Annotated in this window: 13 protein-coding genes; 4 read left to right on the top strand and 9 right to left on the bottom strand. The window is 69.7% G+C overall.

What is annotated here, in order from left to right; genetic code table 11:
• Window positions 1–14: 14 nt before the first annotated feature.
• Window positions 15–662, bottom strand: coding sequence for a hypothetical protein (locus Q1K33_RS03860; protein ID WP_300400799.1), 648 nt, complete (start codon window positions 660–662; stop codon window positions 15–17).
• 132 nt (window positions 663–794) lie between these two features.
• Here Q1K33_RS03860 and Q1K33_RS03855 point away from each other — a divergent pair, with 132 nt between their 5' ends.
• From Q1K33_RS03855 to Q1K33_RS03840, 4 genes are all read left to right on the top strand, one after another.
• Window positions 795–1,280, top strand: coding sequence for an NAD(P)H-dependent oxidoreductase (locus Q1K33_RS03855; protein WP_300400797.1), 486 nt, complete (start codon window positions 795–797; stop codon window positions 1,278–1,280).
• A gap of 172 nt (window positions 1,281–1,452) precedes the next feature.
• Window positions 1,453–2,154 carry a septum formation family protein gene (locus Q1K33_RS03850; RefSeq protein WP_300400795.1) on the top strand — a complete coding sequence of 234 codons (702 nt, stop codon included), beginning with the start codon at window positions 1,453–1,455 and terminating at the stop codon, window positions 2,152–2,154.
• A complete protein-coding gene (locus tag Q1K33_RS03845) occupies window positions 2,147–3,010 on the top strand; it encodes a septum formation family protein (protein ID WP_300400793.1) in 864 nt (287 codons plus the stop codon). Before Q1K33_RS03850 ends, Q1K33_RS03845 begins: the two co-directional genes overlap by 8 nt.
• A gap of 168 nt (window positions 3,011–3,178) precedes the next feature.
• Window positions 3,179–7,732, top strand: a complete 4,554-nt coding sequence (locus Q1K33_RS03840; protein WP_300400791.1) for a hypothetical protein — start codon at window positions 3,179–3,181, stop codon at window positions 7,730–7,732.
• Window positions 7,733–7,839: 107 nt separating this feature from the next.
• Here Q1K33_RS03840 and era read toward each other — a convergent pair whose 3' ends face one another.
• The 8 genes from era to Q1K33_RS03800 are packed head-to-tail and all read right to left on the bottom strand — an operon-like array spanning window position 7,840 to window position 15,546.
• Window positions 7,840–8,787 carry a GTPase Era gene (era, locus tag Q1K33_RS03835; protein WP_300400789.1) on the bottom strand — a complete coding sequence of 316 codons (948 nt, stop codon included), beginning with the start codon at window positions 8,785–8,787 and terminating at the stop codon, window positions 7,840–7,842.
• Window positions 8,784–9,566 carry a siderophore-interacting protein gene (locus Q1K33_RS03830; protein WP_300400787.1) on the bottom strand — a complete coding sequence of 261 codons (783 nt, stop codon included), beginning with the start codon at window positions 9,564–9,566 and terminating at the stop codon, window positions 8,784–8,786. Before Q1K33_RS03830 ends, era begins: the two co-directional genes overlap by 4 nt.
• A 31-nt stretch (window positions 9,567–9,597) precedes the next feature.
• A complete protein-coding gene (locus tag Q1K33_RS03825) occupies window positions 9,598–10,881 on the bottom strand; it encodes a cyclopropane-fatty-acyl-phospholipid synthase family protein (RefSeq protein ID WP_363319627.1) in 1,284 nt (427 codons plus the stop codon).
• A gap of 8 nt (window positions 10,882–10,889) precedes the next feature.
• Window positions 10,890–12,287 carry an FAD-binding oxidoreductase gene (locus Q1K33_RS03820; protein WP_363319626.1) on the bottom strand — a complete coding sequence of 466 codons (1,398 nt, stop codon included), beginning with the start codon at window positions 12,285–12,287 and terminating at the stop codon, window positions 10,890–10,892.
• A gap of 45 nt (window positions 12,288–12,332) precedes the next feature.
• On the bottom strand, window positions 12,333–12,671 hold the full coding sequence (locus Q1K33_RS03815) for a cytidine deaminase (protein ID WP_300400785.1): 339 nt from the start codon (window positions 12,669–12,671) through the stop codon (window positions 12,333–12,335).
• 30 nt (window positions 12,672–12,701) lie between these two features.
• Window positions 12,702–14,036 (bottom strand): hemolysin family protein, encoded by a 1,335-nt coding sequence (locus Q1K33_RS03810; protein WP_300400783.1) that lies wholly within the window; start codon window positions 14,034–14,036, stop codon window positions 12,702–12,704.
• A complete protein-coding gene (gene ybeY, locus Q1K33_RS03805) occupies window positions 14,033–14,503 on the bottom strand; it encodes an rRNA maturation RNase YbeY (protein WP_300400781.1) in 471 nt (156 codons plus the stop codon). The genes Q1K33_RS03810 and ybeY overlap by 4 nt, the downstream gene beginning before the upstream one ends.
• A complete protein-coding gene (locus Q1K33_RS03800; RefSeq protein ID WP_300400778.1) occupies window positions 14,500–15,546 on the bottom strand; it encodes a PhoH family protein in 1,047 nt (348 codons plus the stop codon). The genes ybeY and Q1K33_RS03800 overlap by 4 nt, the downstream gene beginning before the upstream one ends.
• Window positions 15,547–15,648: the final 102 nt, after the last annotated feature.

The raw sequence follows: 15,648 nt of genomic DNA, 5'->3' as shown, positions 1-15,648 counted from the left end.
CGGGACGCAGGGTCCTACTTGGTGTTGACGGTGATCTTCGCGACGCCGACGAGCACCTGGTCGGTGATCGCGTCGGTGCCGAAGGTGTCGTTGAGCAGACCGGCGGCCACGTCGGAGATGAAGACCTTCGTGCCCTCGAGGATGGCGGTGTCACCCTCGGTCTTCAGCGGCTGCAGGGTCGAGCCGTTCAGACGGAACAGGGGCGCGCTGGTCGCGGCGACCTGACCGTTGGCAACCACGTCGCCGTAGACCAGCGAGATCTCGGGGTCGACGTTGAAGTTGCGGAGCTCGACCTCGATGTCGCCGGCCGTCAGCGTGAGGCCGGAGTTCTCGTGGAAGATCGTGCCGGTCACGTAGTTCGGCACCGAGCCGGGCTCGAAGACCGACACGTGGCCACCGGTGATCGGGAACGACAGGACGTTGCCGTCCAGCGTGGCGTCCGGAATCACTCCCGGCGTCACGCCGAGGCTGTCCAGCGTCGGGAAGAAGTCGTCGTCGACGGTGATCTGAGTCATGTCACCGGTGAGGTTGTCGATGGACGCGACCGCGTTGACGCGCTCCGGGCTGTCGTCGTCGCTGCCGCAGGCCGCCAGCGGAAAGGCGACGAGCATGAGGCCGGCGAGGCCGGCGGCGGTCTTGGTGCGGGGGTTACGGAACTTCATGGGTTCTTCCCATCTCTCGAGTCTGTGAACGCCAGTAGTTCGACGCTCCCAGCCAGCCGGATTGGAGGCGTAGGTCACAAAGCGGTCACGCGGCTCACCCGGGAGGGGATCCGCTCCGGGCAGACTGTCCCCATGCCTCGCCTGGTCCTGGTCCACCACTCCCCCACCGCCTCGGTCATGACGCTCACGGACGCGGTCCTCGCCGGCGCCAACGATGACGAGATCCAGGGCGTCGACGTCGCAGTCCTTCCAGCTCTCCAGGCCACCGCGGACGACGTCCTGGCCGCGGACGGCATCCTTCTCGGCACTCCGGCCAACTTCGGCTACATGAGCGGCGCGCTCAAGCACTTCTTCGACTCACTGTTCCTCGACATCGGGGGCTCCCTGTCCGACGACGGATCGGCAGCAGGTGGCGCGCCGGACGGGAAGAAGCCGTTCGGTCTCTACGTCCACGGACGCTACGACACCACGGGCGCCGTGCGCTCGGTCCTCTCGATCACCGGCGCTCTGCCCTGGCGGCAGGCTGCCGAGACGCTCGCGGTGCTCGGCGACGTCACTCAGGCTGATGAAGCAGCGGCCTACGAGCTCGGTGGGACCCTCGCGGCACTGTTGACCTGAAGCCGTTGTCCTGAAGCCGTTGCCCTGAAGTCGCTTCACACCCTCGCCGGTAGCATCGCTCCCTGTGACACGAGGGGGAAGGATCGCGCGACTGACCGCGACGACCGTCCTGCTGTGCGCTGGTCTGGTTGGCTGCGGGGAGCCGTCGGCTCCCGGATCGGACCCGGCGCAGGTGGACGCCGTCGATGCCCCTGAGCAGGGGGTCTGCCGACAGCTCACCCTGCCGGACATCGCCCGGGCCTTCGACGCCACGGCGACCGTGCCGTGCAGCCAGGAGCACACGGCCGAGACGTACGCCGTCGGCGAGCTGCCCGACTCGCTGGCGGACGCGGCGTACGACGCCCCGGAGGTCGGCGCCTTCGCCTTCGAGGCCTGCACCACCGAGCTGGAGAAGTTCCTCGGAGGAGACGTCAGCGTGACCATGCGGTCGATCCTGACGTGGGTGTGGTTCCGGCCCTCGCAGAAGGCCTGGGACAGCGGCGCCCGCTGGTACCGCTGCGACGCCGTCGGGGGCGGCGAGCAGAGCGCGACCCTGCTGACGCTTCCGGACACGGCTCGTGGGCTGCTGGAAGGCCGGCCGGAGGACGCCTGGATGGCGTGCGTCAAGGGACCTTCGGTGAGCGGAAGTGCCACCATCCCGTGCACCAAGGCTCACGACTGGCGTGCGGTGACCACCATCAAGCTGGGTGAGCCCGCGGAGGCCTACCCCGGAGACGCCCAGGTCGAGACGACGACCCGTGACTTCTGCTCCGACTCCGTGGGCGCCTGGCTCAACTACCCCGTCGACTTCGACTACGGCTACACGTGGTTCCACGAGCCCGAGTGGGACGCCGGGAATCGCCGATCGATCTGCTGGGCCAAGACCCGTGACTGACCGGAGGCCGAGGCCGGCCCCCGTCCCGCTGCTGGCGCCGGTGCTGGTCACGCTGCTGACCGTGCTGCTCGCCTCGTGCTCCGCCGACCCGTCGCCCGAGTCGCAGACGCCACCGGCGAGCCCGAGCAGCACCACGGCGCCACCCGACCCCCCGCCCACGGCCGCCGCCCGGCCCCGTCCGGAAACGGGCACGTGCCACCGGCTCAGCTTCGACGAGGCGCTCTCCCCCACCGCCACCGTCGGTTCGGTCCCGTGTCGCAAGGCCCACACCGCCGAGACGTACGCCGTGGGCACGGTCGACAACCTCGTCGACGGCCACCTGCTGGCCATCGACTCCGACCGGGTGCAGCGACAGGTGGCCGAGACCTGCCCCGCCGAGCTCGGCGCCGCCGTGGGCGGCTCGATCGAGCAGCAACGTCTCAGCATGCTGCGCGCGGTGTGGTTCACCCCCACCGTCGAGGAGTCCGATGCGGGGGCTTCCTGGTACCGCTGCGACGCGATCGTCCTGGCCGGAGCGGACACGCTGTCCCGTGTCCAGGGCTCCTTGACGGGAGTGCTCGACACCGACCAGGGACGTCAGCGCTACGGGATGTGCGGCACCGCGGGTCCCGACGAGCGGTCCTTCGAACGCGTCCTGTGCGCCGACCCGCACTCCTGGAGGGCGTTCTCGGTCCGCCCCCTGCCGGACGGCCGCTACCCGGGCAGGGCCGCCGTCTCCCGTGCGGGACAGCCCTGCAAGGACGCCGCGGCCGCCATCGCCGACGACTCCCTCGACTACGAGTGGGGCTTCGAGGGTCCTGACGCCGAGCAGTGGGCGGCCGGGCAGACCTTCATCCGCTGCTGGGCGCCTGACTGACACCCGCGGTTCGTCGCGCCTGAGGTTGCCGCAACGTTTCCGTAAGGAAACATCCACAGTTCCACCACAGCTCGTCCTCATCGGCCCAGGTCAGACACCCCCGGCCCCATACTCGCTGGTGGCGCCAGCCACGAAGCCGGCGCTCTCGCTATGCCTGGGGGGGCACACATGAGAACCACCTTGACCCGCGCCGCACTCGCACTGTTGGTCGCGCTGACCGCGCTGGCGGTGCTGCCGTCTCCGTCGGCCCAGGCCGCGGACCGCAACTTCGCGCCGCGCTTCACAGCCAACGACACCGGCGACATCGACATCTTCGGCAACACGGTCATGACGTGCCAGACGTCCGCCAGCGGATGTACGGCGGCGCGCAACGCGCCCGTCTCCGCCGTCGCGGACAGCTCGGTGATCAACAACTCGTACAACATGGTCTACATCGACGTCGACAGCGACTCGTCGACGTTCAACTCCAGCCAGGCGACGGTGAGCATCCCCAGCGGTGCCAGCGTGCTCTTCGCCGGCCTGTACTGGGGTGGCGAGGTCGCCGCCGGCAACGGCGGATCCGCCGCCCCCAACGCCGCCGCCCGCAACACCGTGCGTCTCAAGGCCCCCGGCGACACGTCGTACTCCACGATCACCGCCACCACCGTCGACGACGGCGCGATCATCTACCAGGGCTACGCCGACATCACCTCGCGCGTCGCGGCGGCCGGCAACGGCCTCTACACCGTGGCCAACATCCAGACCGCCACCGGCTCCGACCGCCTCGGGGGCTGGACCATCGTGGTCGCCTACCGCGACACCACCCAGCCTGCTCGCAACCTCACCGTCTTCGACGGCCTGAAGTCGATCAGCTCCTCGGGCGGGGGCACGATCTCGGTGTCCGGCTTCCAGACCCCGCCTGCCGGAACCGTCAGCACCACCGTGGGCTTCGTGACCTACGAGGGTGACCTCGGCCTGGTCGGCGACGGCGCCAGCCTCAACGGCAAAGCGCTCAGCGATGCCCAGCACCCCGCCACCAACTTCTTCGACTCGCGCAGCAGCCGCAACGGTGTCCTGCGCACCGGTGCCAACCCCGGCTACGCCAACAACCTCGGCTTCGAGCACTCCATGCTGACGGTCGGCAACACCTACATCAGCAACGGTGCCACCAGCGCGACCATCGGACTGAGCACCGCCGGCGACGTCTACGCACCTGGCGTCATCACCTTCGCCACCGACCTCTACGCCCCGCGCATCGACCAGACCAAGACGGTCACCGACCTCAACGGCGGCAACGTGGAGCAGGGCGACGTGCTGCGCTACACGATCGCCGGCACCAACAACGGCCAGGACGGCGCCGCCGGCTTCATCCTGCGCGACCCCGTCCCTGCGGACACGACGTACGTCCCCGGCAGCATCAAGCTCACCCAGGTGACCGGGTCGACCTCCTCGCCAAGCGACGCCCCCGGCGACGACCTCGCCGAGCACGACGCCGCGAACAACCGCGTCGTGGCTCGCCTCGGCACGGGTGCGAGCGCTTCCGCGGGCGGGACCATCGCCGTCGGCAAGTCGTACGCGCTGACGTTCGATGTGAAGGTCAACGGCCCGTCGCCGGTCGTTCCCGATGGCACCACCATCACCAACACCGTGACCGCGAGCTTCTCCTCGGCGTCCCTGGGCACCGCGCTGACGGCGCAGTCGACCGCGACCGTCGACGTCGTCGGCCCCGACCTCGAGCTGGTCAAGTCGCACACCGGGTCGCTCGTCAAGGGCGGTCAGGCGACGTTCGAGCTCGACGTGTCCAACGTCGGCGACGCCAAGAGCCAGGGCACCGTCACGGTGACCGACACCCTGCCCGCGGGCCTGACCTACGTCAGCGCGACCGGCACCGGGTGGGACTGCTCCTTCGCCACCGGGACGCTCACCTGCACGCGCAACGACTCGCTGGCCACGGGCACGGCCTACCCCAGCATCAGCCTCGTCGTGGCTGTCGACAACGACGCCCCCGCCCAGGTCGCCAACACGGCCACGGTCTCCGGTGGTGGGGACGCGCTGCTCGCCAACAACTCGTCGGTCGACTCCGCCCCCACCGTGGCGGGCACCGACCTCGAGATCGCCAAGAGCGCCTACCCGGCCTCCGTGCCGGTCGGCGGCATCTTCACCTTCCGCCTGAAAGTGACCAACAACGGTCCCTCCGCGTCGACCGGATCGACCATCCTGGACACCCTGCCGTCGGGCCTGACCTTCGTGTCCGGAGACGCCGGTTGCGCGAGCGGGACGACTGCTTCCACCGTGATCTGCGAGGTCGGTCCCTTGGCCTCCGGAGACAGCACCACGGTGAAGGTCACCGCCAAGGCGGCCCTCGGCACTGCCGGCGCCGTGCTGACGAACTCCGCGACGGTGACTGCTCACGAGGACGACCCGAGCACGGATGACAACACCTCCGCCGTCGACGTCTCGGTCCAGCCGGTCGACCTGGCCGTCTCCAACTCGATCGTCGGCAACCCCGCGTCGCTGGACGCCGGCGGCACCTACACCTGGCGCCTCGACGTGACCAACCTGGGACTGTCCCCGGCCGCCGACAGCACCGTACGGTTCAGCGTCCCTGACGGACTCACGGTCGACGAGAGCAGCCTGGACCCGCGGTGCGCCCTGGACGGCGCAACGGTGGTCTGCCAGCTCGGAACCGTGGGACCGCAGGCCGATGTGCCGACGATCCTGATCGACGCCGTCGTCGCCACCACCGGCGCCCCGGCGACCATCAGCACGCTCGCCACGGTGCAGACCTCCGAGCCAGACGCGGACGCGGGCAACGACTCCGCGGCCACGGCCACGCCTGTGGTCAGCGGCGCCGACCTCGGCGTGACGATCAGCTCCTCGCCGACCAGTGTCGGCGCCGGTGACCTGCTCACCCTCAGCGGTCAGGTCACCAACTACGGTCCCGGTACCCCGGTGAACCCGGTCGTCGTGATCACCCTCCCGGCCGGGACGACGTTCGTCTCCGCTCCGGGCAACTGCACCTACGACGACACCGACCGCACCGTCACCTGCGACCTCCCGGCCGACGAGCTGGAGCCCGGCGAGAGCGTGAGCGGCGAGATCGTCGTCCGCGTCGGCGACAGCCCCGTGGGTCCGCTGACGGCAACGGCCACGGTCTCGGCCGACACGCCGGACGGAGACCTGTCCAACAACCAGGCGACCACCTCGGTCCCGGTGAATGCCTACGCCGGCCTGTCGATCAACAAGACGGTCAACCGTGCGCAGGCCTCCCCCGGTGACGAGGTCGTCTACGCCCTCACCGCCAGCAACTTCGGGCCCGCCAACGCCCACGACGTCGTCATCAGCGACGTGCTGCCCGCCGGCGTCACCTTCGCCGGCGTCGACAGCCCGTCGTGCACGGTGTCCGGCAACGAGGTCACCTGCCCCGTCGGCACCGTGAGGGCGGGCGAGGACACGGCGGTCAGGATTCGCGCCACCGTCGACCCGATCGCCGCGGGCACCTCGTCGTCCGGCCACCAGCTGGACGTCACCAAGGTGGAGACCCACCTCAGCGCCGCCGGCGCGAGCACCGCCTCCGCGACGGCCACCTGCCCCAGCGGCTACGTCGCCACCGACGGCAGCGTGCGGCTGGACGCCGTCGACCAGGGCAGCGGCACCTTCGCCGACGCGATCGTGCTCGCCGACCGGGTCACCGACGACGGGCGTGGCTGGACCGGCACGATCCGCAACGAGGCCACCGGCCAGGCCCAGGGCAAGGTCAACGTCGTGTGCCTGAGCCAGAGCACGACCTCGGGTGAGGGTCACTCGCACGACGTGGTCCTCTCGGCGCCCATCGTCAGCTCGCAGAGCTGGACCGCGGGCACCTGGGACGTCGACCTGTCCTGCAGCGGTGGTCGTCTCGCCACGTCGCCGAGCTTCGAGTTCGTGTCGGGCGAGGGAGTCGTGCGCACCAGCCAGACGGACGGCAGCGGGTGGCACTTCACCGTGGACGTCCCCGAGTCGGCCGACGCCACCTTCGCGATCAGCTGCCTGTCCAAGTCGCTGAGTGTCACGCAGGGTCACACGCACGACCTCGACCTGCGCCAGATCAGCGGCACCGTCACCGTGCAGCCGGGTGCGACCGCCGAGATCCAGCTGACCTGTGGCGACCTGGAGAAGGGGATCGTGGCCTCCTACGACCTCGACCCGGGCCTGGTCTCGCTGGGCAACGACCCGCAGCCCAAGACGCGAGTGTTCAAGTTCTTCAACCCGACGTCGGCGCCGCTGACGGCTCGCGTCGGACTCCGCTGCCTGAGCACCGCCACCGGCGGTGAGGTCGCCGTCTCCGACATCACCAACACGGCGTCGGTCTCGACCAGCTCTGCGGACAACACCACGGCAAACGACCAGTCCTCGGCGACCTTCCAGGCCTCCCGGGCTGTCGGCCCGGTCCGTCCCATCACCGCCACGTCCACCGCGACGGTCCCGTCCAGGGGCCCGGCCCGGGTGAAGGTGATGATCGGCTCGTCCGAGAAGCGGGTGGCCGACGTCAAGCTCAAGACGCTCAAGCGCGGAGCCGGCCTGCGCAAGGGCGCCGTCGTTGCCAAGGGCCGCACCACGCTGCGCCCCGGCGACAACACCGTCAAGGTCCGTGCCACCAAGAAGGCGGCCAAGGACGTCCGGAAGGGTCGCATCAACCGGGCCACGATGGTCGTCACCACGCGCGACGGCGAGCGCCTGGTGCGCACGGTGCGCCTGACGTAGCAGCCCGCACCGCCCGGACCTCGGGCAGTCCAGCCCGTCCGGCCTCTCAGTTCCGTTGAGGCCGGGCGGGCTCGTGCCGTACGGCGCCCAGGGTGCGGGCGGGCGGCTCAGAAGCCGAGCTTGCGCAGCTGCTTCGGGTCGCGCTGCCAGTCCTTGGCGATCTTCACCTGCAGGTCGAGGTAGATCGGCGTGCCGAGCAGCGCCTCGATCTGCTTGCGAGCGGCGGTGCCGATCTCGCGCAGCCGCGCACCCTTGTGGCCGATCATGATCCCCTTCTGCGACTCCCGCTCGACGTAGAGGTTGACGTGGACGTCGAGCAGTGGCTTGTCCGTGGGGCGGTCCTCACGCAGGTTCATCTCCTGCACCACCACCGCGATCGAGTGCGGGAGCTCGTCGCGCACGCCCTCGAGGGCGGCCTCACGGATGAGCTCGGCGACCAGGATCTCCTCCGGGGCGTCGCTCAGGTCGCCGTCCGGGTACAGCTGCGGCCCCTCGGGCAACAGACCCACGAGCAGGTCGGCGAGCAGACCGACCTGATCGTCGCCCTGCGCCGAGACAGGCACGATCTCGGCCCACTCGATGCCGGTCTCCTCCCCGAGCGCCGCGATGTCGAGCAGGTGCTGACCGAGCTGCTCGGGGCTGGCCAGGTCGGTCTTGGTGGCGATCGCGACCTTGATGGTGCGCTTGACCTTGCCGACCTCCTTCACGATGAAGCGGTCCCCGGGACCCACCTTCTCGTTGGCCGGAAAGCAGACGGCGACCACGTCGACCTCGGCCAGCGTCGTCGTCACCAGGTCGTTGAGCCGCTCGCCGAGCAGCGTCCGCGGACGGTGCAGCCCAGGAGTGTCCACCAGGATCAGCTGGGCGTCGGGCCGGTGCACGATCCCTCGCACCACCGTGCGCGTGGTCTGCGGCTTGGAGGAGGTGATCACCACCTTCTGACCCACCAGCGCGTTGGTCAGCGTCGACTTGCCGGCATTGGGCCGACCGACGAAGGACGCGAACCCGCTCCGGTGCCCGCTCCTCGACTGATGGTCCATCGGTGCCTCGCTCATCGGTCCCTCGCCTCGTCGTAGTCGGCCCAGATCTCTTCGTCGCTCTTGCCCGCCGCCTTGCCGGCGCGATAGATCGGACCCGGGTCCACGGCGCGTGGCTGGCGCACGGCACCTCCGCGCCAGTACCCCATCACGTCGTAGGCGCTGCTGGGCAGCCGCTTCTCGCGCATCAGGTGCTTGCGGATGGCCCGCATCTGCGCGGACTCCCCCGCCATCCAGAAGTAGCCGTCTCCCTCCGGCCACGTGAGGTCGGGCACGACGGTGCCCAGCGCGCTCACCCCGTCGCCGGGCTGACGCAGCCAGCTGACCTCCTGTGCGTCTCCGAGGTAGCCGTCGAGCACGTCGGGCACCTCCGCCCAGACCCGAGCCGGCAGGTCGGTCTCCTCCAGGATCCTCGCCATCGCCGGCAGCGCGGTCAGGTCTCCCACGAGCATCAACCACGCCGCGTCGGGGGGCAGCGCGAACGATCCCTTCGGCTCGGTCACCGTGCAGGTCTGCCCGATGCAGTCGGTGCCGGTCCACTCGGTGACCAGCCCCACGTCGTGGCGCACGATGTCGAGCGTGAGCTCGGCGCCCTCGGACGCTGGGTCCCACGACCGGACGGTGTAGTAGCGGCTCTGGAACTGGCCGGGCACCACGAGTCCGACCCATTCGTCCGGGACTCCGGTCGAGGTCCAACCCGCCAGTCCCGGTCCGCCGAGCACGAGGCGGACCAGGTGGTCCGACAGCGGCTCACGGCGCAGCACCTGCGCGTCGTACGTGCTGGCCCGGGTGCTCATCAGCGTGAGGCTATCCCTCAGGCGGGACTCGTCACCACGTGGGGCGCAGCGGAAACCCGTCGTTGCCCTCGGCGTCGACCTTGCCACCGAGCACCTGCACCAGCTGGACCTCGTTGCGCTCGAACCCGACTCGACAGGCGGCCATGTAGAGGCCCCACACGCGGGCGGTGCCGATGCCGACCTCCTCGACCGCTGCGTCCCAGTTGGCGACGAGGTTGTCGTTCCAGTGGGCCAGGGTGCGGGCGTAGTGCACGCGGAGGTTCTCGCTGTGCATGACCTCGAAGCCGGAGTTCTCGGCCGCCGTGACGATCGTCCCGCTGCCGGTGAGCTCGCCGTCGGGGAAGACGTAGCGGTCGATGAAGGCACCCGCCGGCGTCGGGCGGTTGTGGTGCCGGGTGATCGAGTGGTTGAGCAGACGCCCGCCCGGCTTCAGCTTGTTGTGCAGGAAGTCGAAGTACGCCGGGTAGTTCTTGATGCCGATGTGCTCGGTGAGCCCGATCGAGCTGACGGCGTCGAAGTCGGACTCCAGCACGTCGCGGTAGTCCAGGTGTCGCACCTCGGCCAGGTCACTCAACCCCTCGCGGTCGAGCATCTCCTTGGCGTACGACGCCTGCTCCTGGCTCAGCGTGACGCCCAGCGCCTGCACGCCGTACTCCTGGGCCGCGTGGCGCACCATGCCGCCCCAGCCGCAGCCCACGTCGAGCAGGCGCATGCCGGGCTTGAGGTCGAGCTTGCGCGCGACCAGGTCGAACTTCTCGTGCTGCGCCTCCTCGAGCGTCGCCGTGTCGCTCGGGTAGACCGCGCACGTGTAGGCCATCGACGGGCCGAGCACCATCTCGTAGAACGTGTTGGAGACGTCGTAGTGGTGGTGGATCGCCTCGGCGTCGCGGACCATCGAGTGCCGCAGTCCCTCCATCACCCGGCGCCACCGCGGGAGGTGCTCCTGGGGCGGCGGCGGGGGCGGCTTGAGGTTGGACAGGCCCAGGCCACGCAGGATGGTGATGAGCTCGGAGGCCGACGGCGCCCGGAACTTCGTGTGGTCCTTGATCTTCTGCATGGCTTCGTACGGGTTGCCCGGGTGGGCACCGTGGACGACCAGGTCGCCGGCGACGTAGGCGCGGGCCAGGCCCAGGTCGCCCGGTGCGGTGACGAGGTACTGGAGTCCGCGCTGGTTGATGAGCTCGAGGTGGATCTCGGCGTCCTCCGGGCCGGCGGAGCTCCCGTCGTAGGCGGTGAAGCGCACCGGCATGCCGCCGCGCATCAGGTCACCGACGACGTCGCCGATCTTGAGCTGGGTCTTCGCAGGGGTGGGCACGATCTCTCTCACTTCTTCCGAACGGTCTTGTCGTAGAGGTTGGTCAGGCGGTCGTCAGGGTCGTAGCGGCGCTTGACCGTGGCGAGGTCGTCGCCGCGGTAGAGCCGGTCGAAGGTCTCGCGGTCGTAGAACGACTCGGAGTAGAGGGACTTGTGGCCACCCAGCTCGTGCACCTTGGCCTCGATGGCACGGTTGCGTGGCCCCTCGGGCGCCTCGGGACCCACGTGGACGGTGCCCCAGAAGCCGACGTTGACGTAGGTCTCACCCGGCGCCAAGGGGTACGTCGTCCAACCCCGGCCGCCGCCCTGGCCGTCGGGACCGGTCGAGACCAGCGGGCAGACCCAGACCGGGCGCATCCCGATCTCGGCGTCGAACCACGCGAGGAACTCGGGCAGCCGCTCGACCGGGACCTCGATGTCCTGCACGACGCGCTCGCGCTGAGGCCTGCCGGCGCGGCGATCCAGGCGGTCGGCGATGTCGAAGCGACGATCCAGGGCCAGCAGCCTCATGTAGACGTCCGAGCGGCGCAGGCGGCGCGGCCACAGTCGCCGGACGGTCGGGTTCTGGGCACCGAAGGCCCCCGAGCACCAGAACCAGTCGGTGTCCCACCGCCACAGGTAGTCGTAGACCGTCAGGAGGTCGTGCTCGCGCTCCTGCAGGGACCGGAAGAAGATCTTGGCGCCGGCATAGTCGCTCGGGGTCGTGGCGCCGGGCACCGAGGTGGCGTCGTCGGTCCACCGGGCCAGCGTCAGGTAGAGCTCGCCGGGCGCGAAGGCGACGCCGTCGAGCCCGTCGACCGGCTGCCCGTCGTACTCACCGGTCTCGGTGATCTCCGCGATCGTCTTGGCCATCAGCGCCGCGTCGTCGAAGCGCACGTGGTGCAGCGCGACGTAGGCCGGCACCTGCTCGAGGGAGATGCGCAGCCGGGTGGCGTAACCCAGGGAGCCGTAGGAGTTGGGGAAGGCGTCGAAGAGGTCGTCACCGGGTCGGGTGGTGACGACCTCGCCGGCACCGGTGAAGACGTCCATCTCGAGCACCGACTCGTGGGGCAGCCCGTTGCGGAAGCTGGTCGACTCGATACCGAGGCCCGTCACCGCCCCGCCCAAGGTGATGGTGCGCAGCTGGGGGACGACCAGGGGGATCAGGCCGTGCGGCAGCGTGGCGTCGACGAGGTCCTCGTAGGTGCACATGCCCTGCACCTCGGCGGTGCGGGCCTCCGCGTCGATGTCGATGACGCCGGTCAGACCGGAGACGTCGAGCCCGGGAGCGCTGCTGGCGCTGCGCACGCGGAAGAGGTTGGTCGTCGACTTGGCCAGGCGCACCGGGGCGTCGCCGGGCATCGCGTCGTACGACGCCGCCAGACGCGCCACCGCGTCCGCGTGTCGCTGCCAGGGATCAGTTGCCACGAGAGGTTCCAACACCACGTTGCCGCAACTTACTCCCGCAACGTTTCATTCGGGGAACGAGGTCGTGATGGTGCCGCGTGGATCCCCGAGGTGGATCGGCAGGCCCGGGGCGGCCAGGTCGCCCAGTGCGGCCCGGTCGGCGTCAGCCAGAGCGCCGCTCTCCCCCAGCACCACAGCAGCTGCGAGGCTCCGGGCACCCGACGCCACGGCCATGGCAACGCACACCTGGAGGGCCGAGAGCTGGAGCGAGGGGAGGTCCACCGTCGCCGCCGCGTAGGTGCGCCCGTCCTGGTCGCGCACGGCAGCACCCTCTGCGGCGCCGACCCGAGCGCGAGTGGCCCGGGCCAGGGTGACCAGCTTGGCGTCCTCGGTGCTGATAGTCATGGTCTCAGGTTAGGGGCGTCCGTGAGCCCGTCAGTCGGTGGCGTCGACCGTCTCCAGCTCGCCCGTGGTCGTGGTCACGTGCTGGTCCGACTCGAGGAGGCGGATCACGACGGTGCCGATCTTGTTGCGCCGGCCCGCGGCGTCCTCGGCGTCGAAGCGCAGGCCGTGCGCCTCGACGTGCGACCCAGGGATCGGCACCCGTCCGAGGTGCTTGGCCATCAGGCCGCCGACGGAGTCGACGTCCTCCTCCTCGACGTCGAAGCCGAACAGCTCCTCGAGGTCGTCGATCGGGTAGCGCGAGGAGACCCGGTAGGTCGTCATCGGGGCGTCGTCGACGAGCTCGACCTCGATCTCGTCGTCGTCGTACTCGTCGGTGATCTCCCCCACGATCTCCTCGAGCAGGTCCTCGATCGTGATCAGTCCGGCGGTGCCGCCGTACTCGTCGACGACGACGGCGATGTGGGCCCGGTTGGCCTGCATCTCCGAGAGCTGCGCGTCGACCGGCTTGGACTCCGGCACCCACGAGACCGGGCGCATCACCTCGTCGACGCGTTGGGTGAGCTCGACGTCGGGCGCCTCGAAGTCGCGGCGGACGATGTCCTTGAGGTAGGCGATCCCGCAGATGTCGTCGAGGTTCTCGCCGATGACCGGCACCCGGGAGTAGCCGCTGCGCAGGAACAACGACATCGTCTGACGCAGGTTCTTGTGGCGCTCGATGTAGACGACGTCGTTGCGCGGGACCATCACCTCCCGCACGGTCGTGTCGCCCAGCTCGAAGACGGAGTGGATCATCTTGCGCTCGCCGGACTCGATCAGCGCCGACTGCTCGGCGATGTCGACCATCTCGCGCAGCTCGGTCTCCGAGGAGAACGGACCCTCGCGGAAGCCCTTGCCGGGAGTGATCGCGTTGCCCGCCAGGATCAGCACTCGGGGCAGCGGGCCGAGGACGCGGGTGAACGCCGTGACGGGACCCGCGACCAGGAGTGCGAACGTCTCGGCGTGCTGGCGGCCGAGGGTGCGGGGCGCGACGCCGATGACGACGAACGAGACCACGAGCATCACCGCGATCGTGCTCAGCGCCGACGGCCAGCCGCGGCCGTCGACGATGGCGGAGATCTGCAGGGTGACGATGACGATGGCCGAGATCTCGGCGAGGAGCTCGAGGAACAGGGCCGTGTTGAGGTGGCGCGGGGCGTCGTCGAGCAGGGCAACCAGCCGCTTGGCACCGGCGCGCTCCTCCGAGACGAGCTCGGTGGCCCGGGCACGGGAGAAGGACGCGAGCGCCGCGTCGGCGGCGGTGAAGACACCGGCGACCACGACCAGCAGGGCAGCCAGCAGGAAGAGCAGGAGCTGGGTCGAGGTCACTTCTCGCGACCCTCCCGCCCCTGTGCGCGCCACTGCTCCAGCAACCGGTCCTGCAGGCCGAACATCTCGCGGTGCTCCTCCGGCTCGGCGTGGTCGTAGCCGAGGAGGTGGAGGATGCCGTGCGTGGTGAGCAGCTCGATCTCCGCCAGCGTGCCGTGACCGGCGCTCTCACCTTGGGTCGCGGCGATCGCCGGGCAGAGCACGAGGTCTCCGAGGACGCCCTCCTCGGGCTCCTCGTTGACCAGTCCGGGCCGGAGCTCGTCCATCGGGAAGGCCAGCACGTCGGTCGGCCCGTCCTTCTCCATCCACTGCTCGTTGAGCTGGGCGATGGTGTCCTCGTCGACGGCCTTGATGCACAGCTCCGCCTGGGGGTGGACCCGCATCTGGTCCATCACGAAGCGGCTGAGCGTGGCGAGGTGCTTGACGTCGAGGCGGTGACCCGACTCGTCGATGATCTCGATGGTCACCGGGGTTCAGCGCTCCGTTGCTCACTCGTGCGGGTGGGCCCCTGGCGGCCCTCGATCCGGGCTTGGCTCTCGGCGTCGAACTCGTCGTAGGCGGCGACGATCTTGCCGACCAGCCGGTGCCGTACGACGTCGTTGCTGGTGAGTCGGTTGAAGGCGATGTCCTCGACCTCGTCGAGGATCCCCTCGATGATCCGCAGGCCCGACTTCGCCCCGTTGGGCAGGTCGACCTGGGTGACGTCGCCGGTGACCACGATCTTGGAGCCGAAGCCGAGCCGGGTGAGGAACATCTTCATCTGCTCGGGCGTGGTGTTCTGCGCCTCGTCGAGGATGATGAACGAGTCGTTCAGCGAGCGGCCGCGCATGTAGGCCAGGGGCGCGACCTCGATCGTGCCGGCCGCCATCAGCTTGGGGATCGTGTCGGGGTCGATCATGTCGTGCAGGGCGTCGTACAGCGGACGCAGGTAGGGGTCGATCTTCTCGCTCAGGGTGCCGGGGAGGTAGCCGAGGCTCTCGCCGGCCTCGACGGCCGGGCGGGTGAGGATGATCCGGTTGATGTTCTTGGCCTGCAGCGCCTGGACCGCCTTGGCCATCGCCAGGTAGGTCTTGCCGGTGCCGGCGGGGCCGATGCCGAAGGTGATCGTGTGCTTGTCGATCGCGTCGACGTACTTCTTCTGGTTGAGCGTCTTGGGCCTGATGGAGCGCCCGCGGTTGCTCAGGATGTTGAGCGAGAGCACGTCTGCCGGCTTCTCGGTCGTCTCCGCGCGCAGCATGTCGATGACCCGCTCGACGGTCTCGTCGGTCATCCCCTGGCCCGTGCGGATGATCGCGATCAGCTCGTCGAGGAGCCGTTCCGCCAGGGCGACCTCGCCGGGCTCGCCGCGCAGCGTGATCCGATTGCCCCGGACGTGGAGCTCGACGGCGAAGGCGCCCTCGAGGATGCCGAGGAACTCGTCTCCCGGGCCGAGCAGGCTGACCATGTTGATGCTGTTGGGGACCACCACGGTGTGGCGCGTCTGGAGGTCTCCGGAGTTCGTGTCGGTCATGGGTGCCCGGGCGGGCGGCCTTTCGGTCGGTTGCAGTTCGGCTCCATGCTACGGGAGCGTTCGGACTCGGCCCAGTCGATAAGCAGGGGCCCGGAGCCGGCC

Source organism: Nocardioides sp. (genome assembly GCF_029937575.1).
Classification (GTDB): domain Bacteria; phylum Actinomycetota; class Actinomycetes; order Propionibacteriales; family Nocardioidaceae; genus Nocardioides.
Note: the sequence above shows the minus strand (reverse complement) of the source record. Positions and strands in the feature narration are given on the sequence as shown.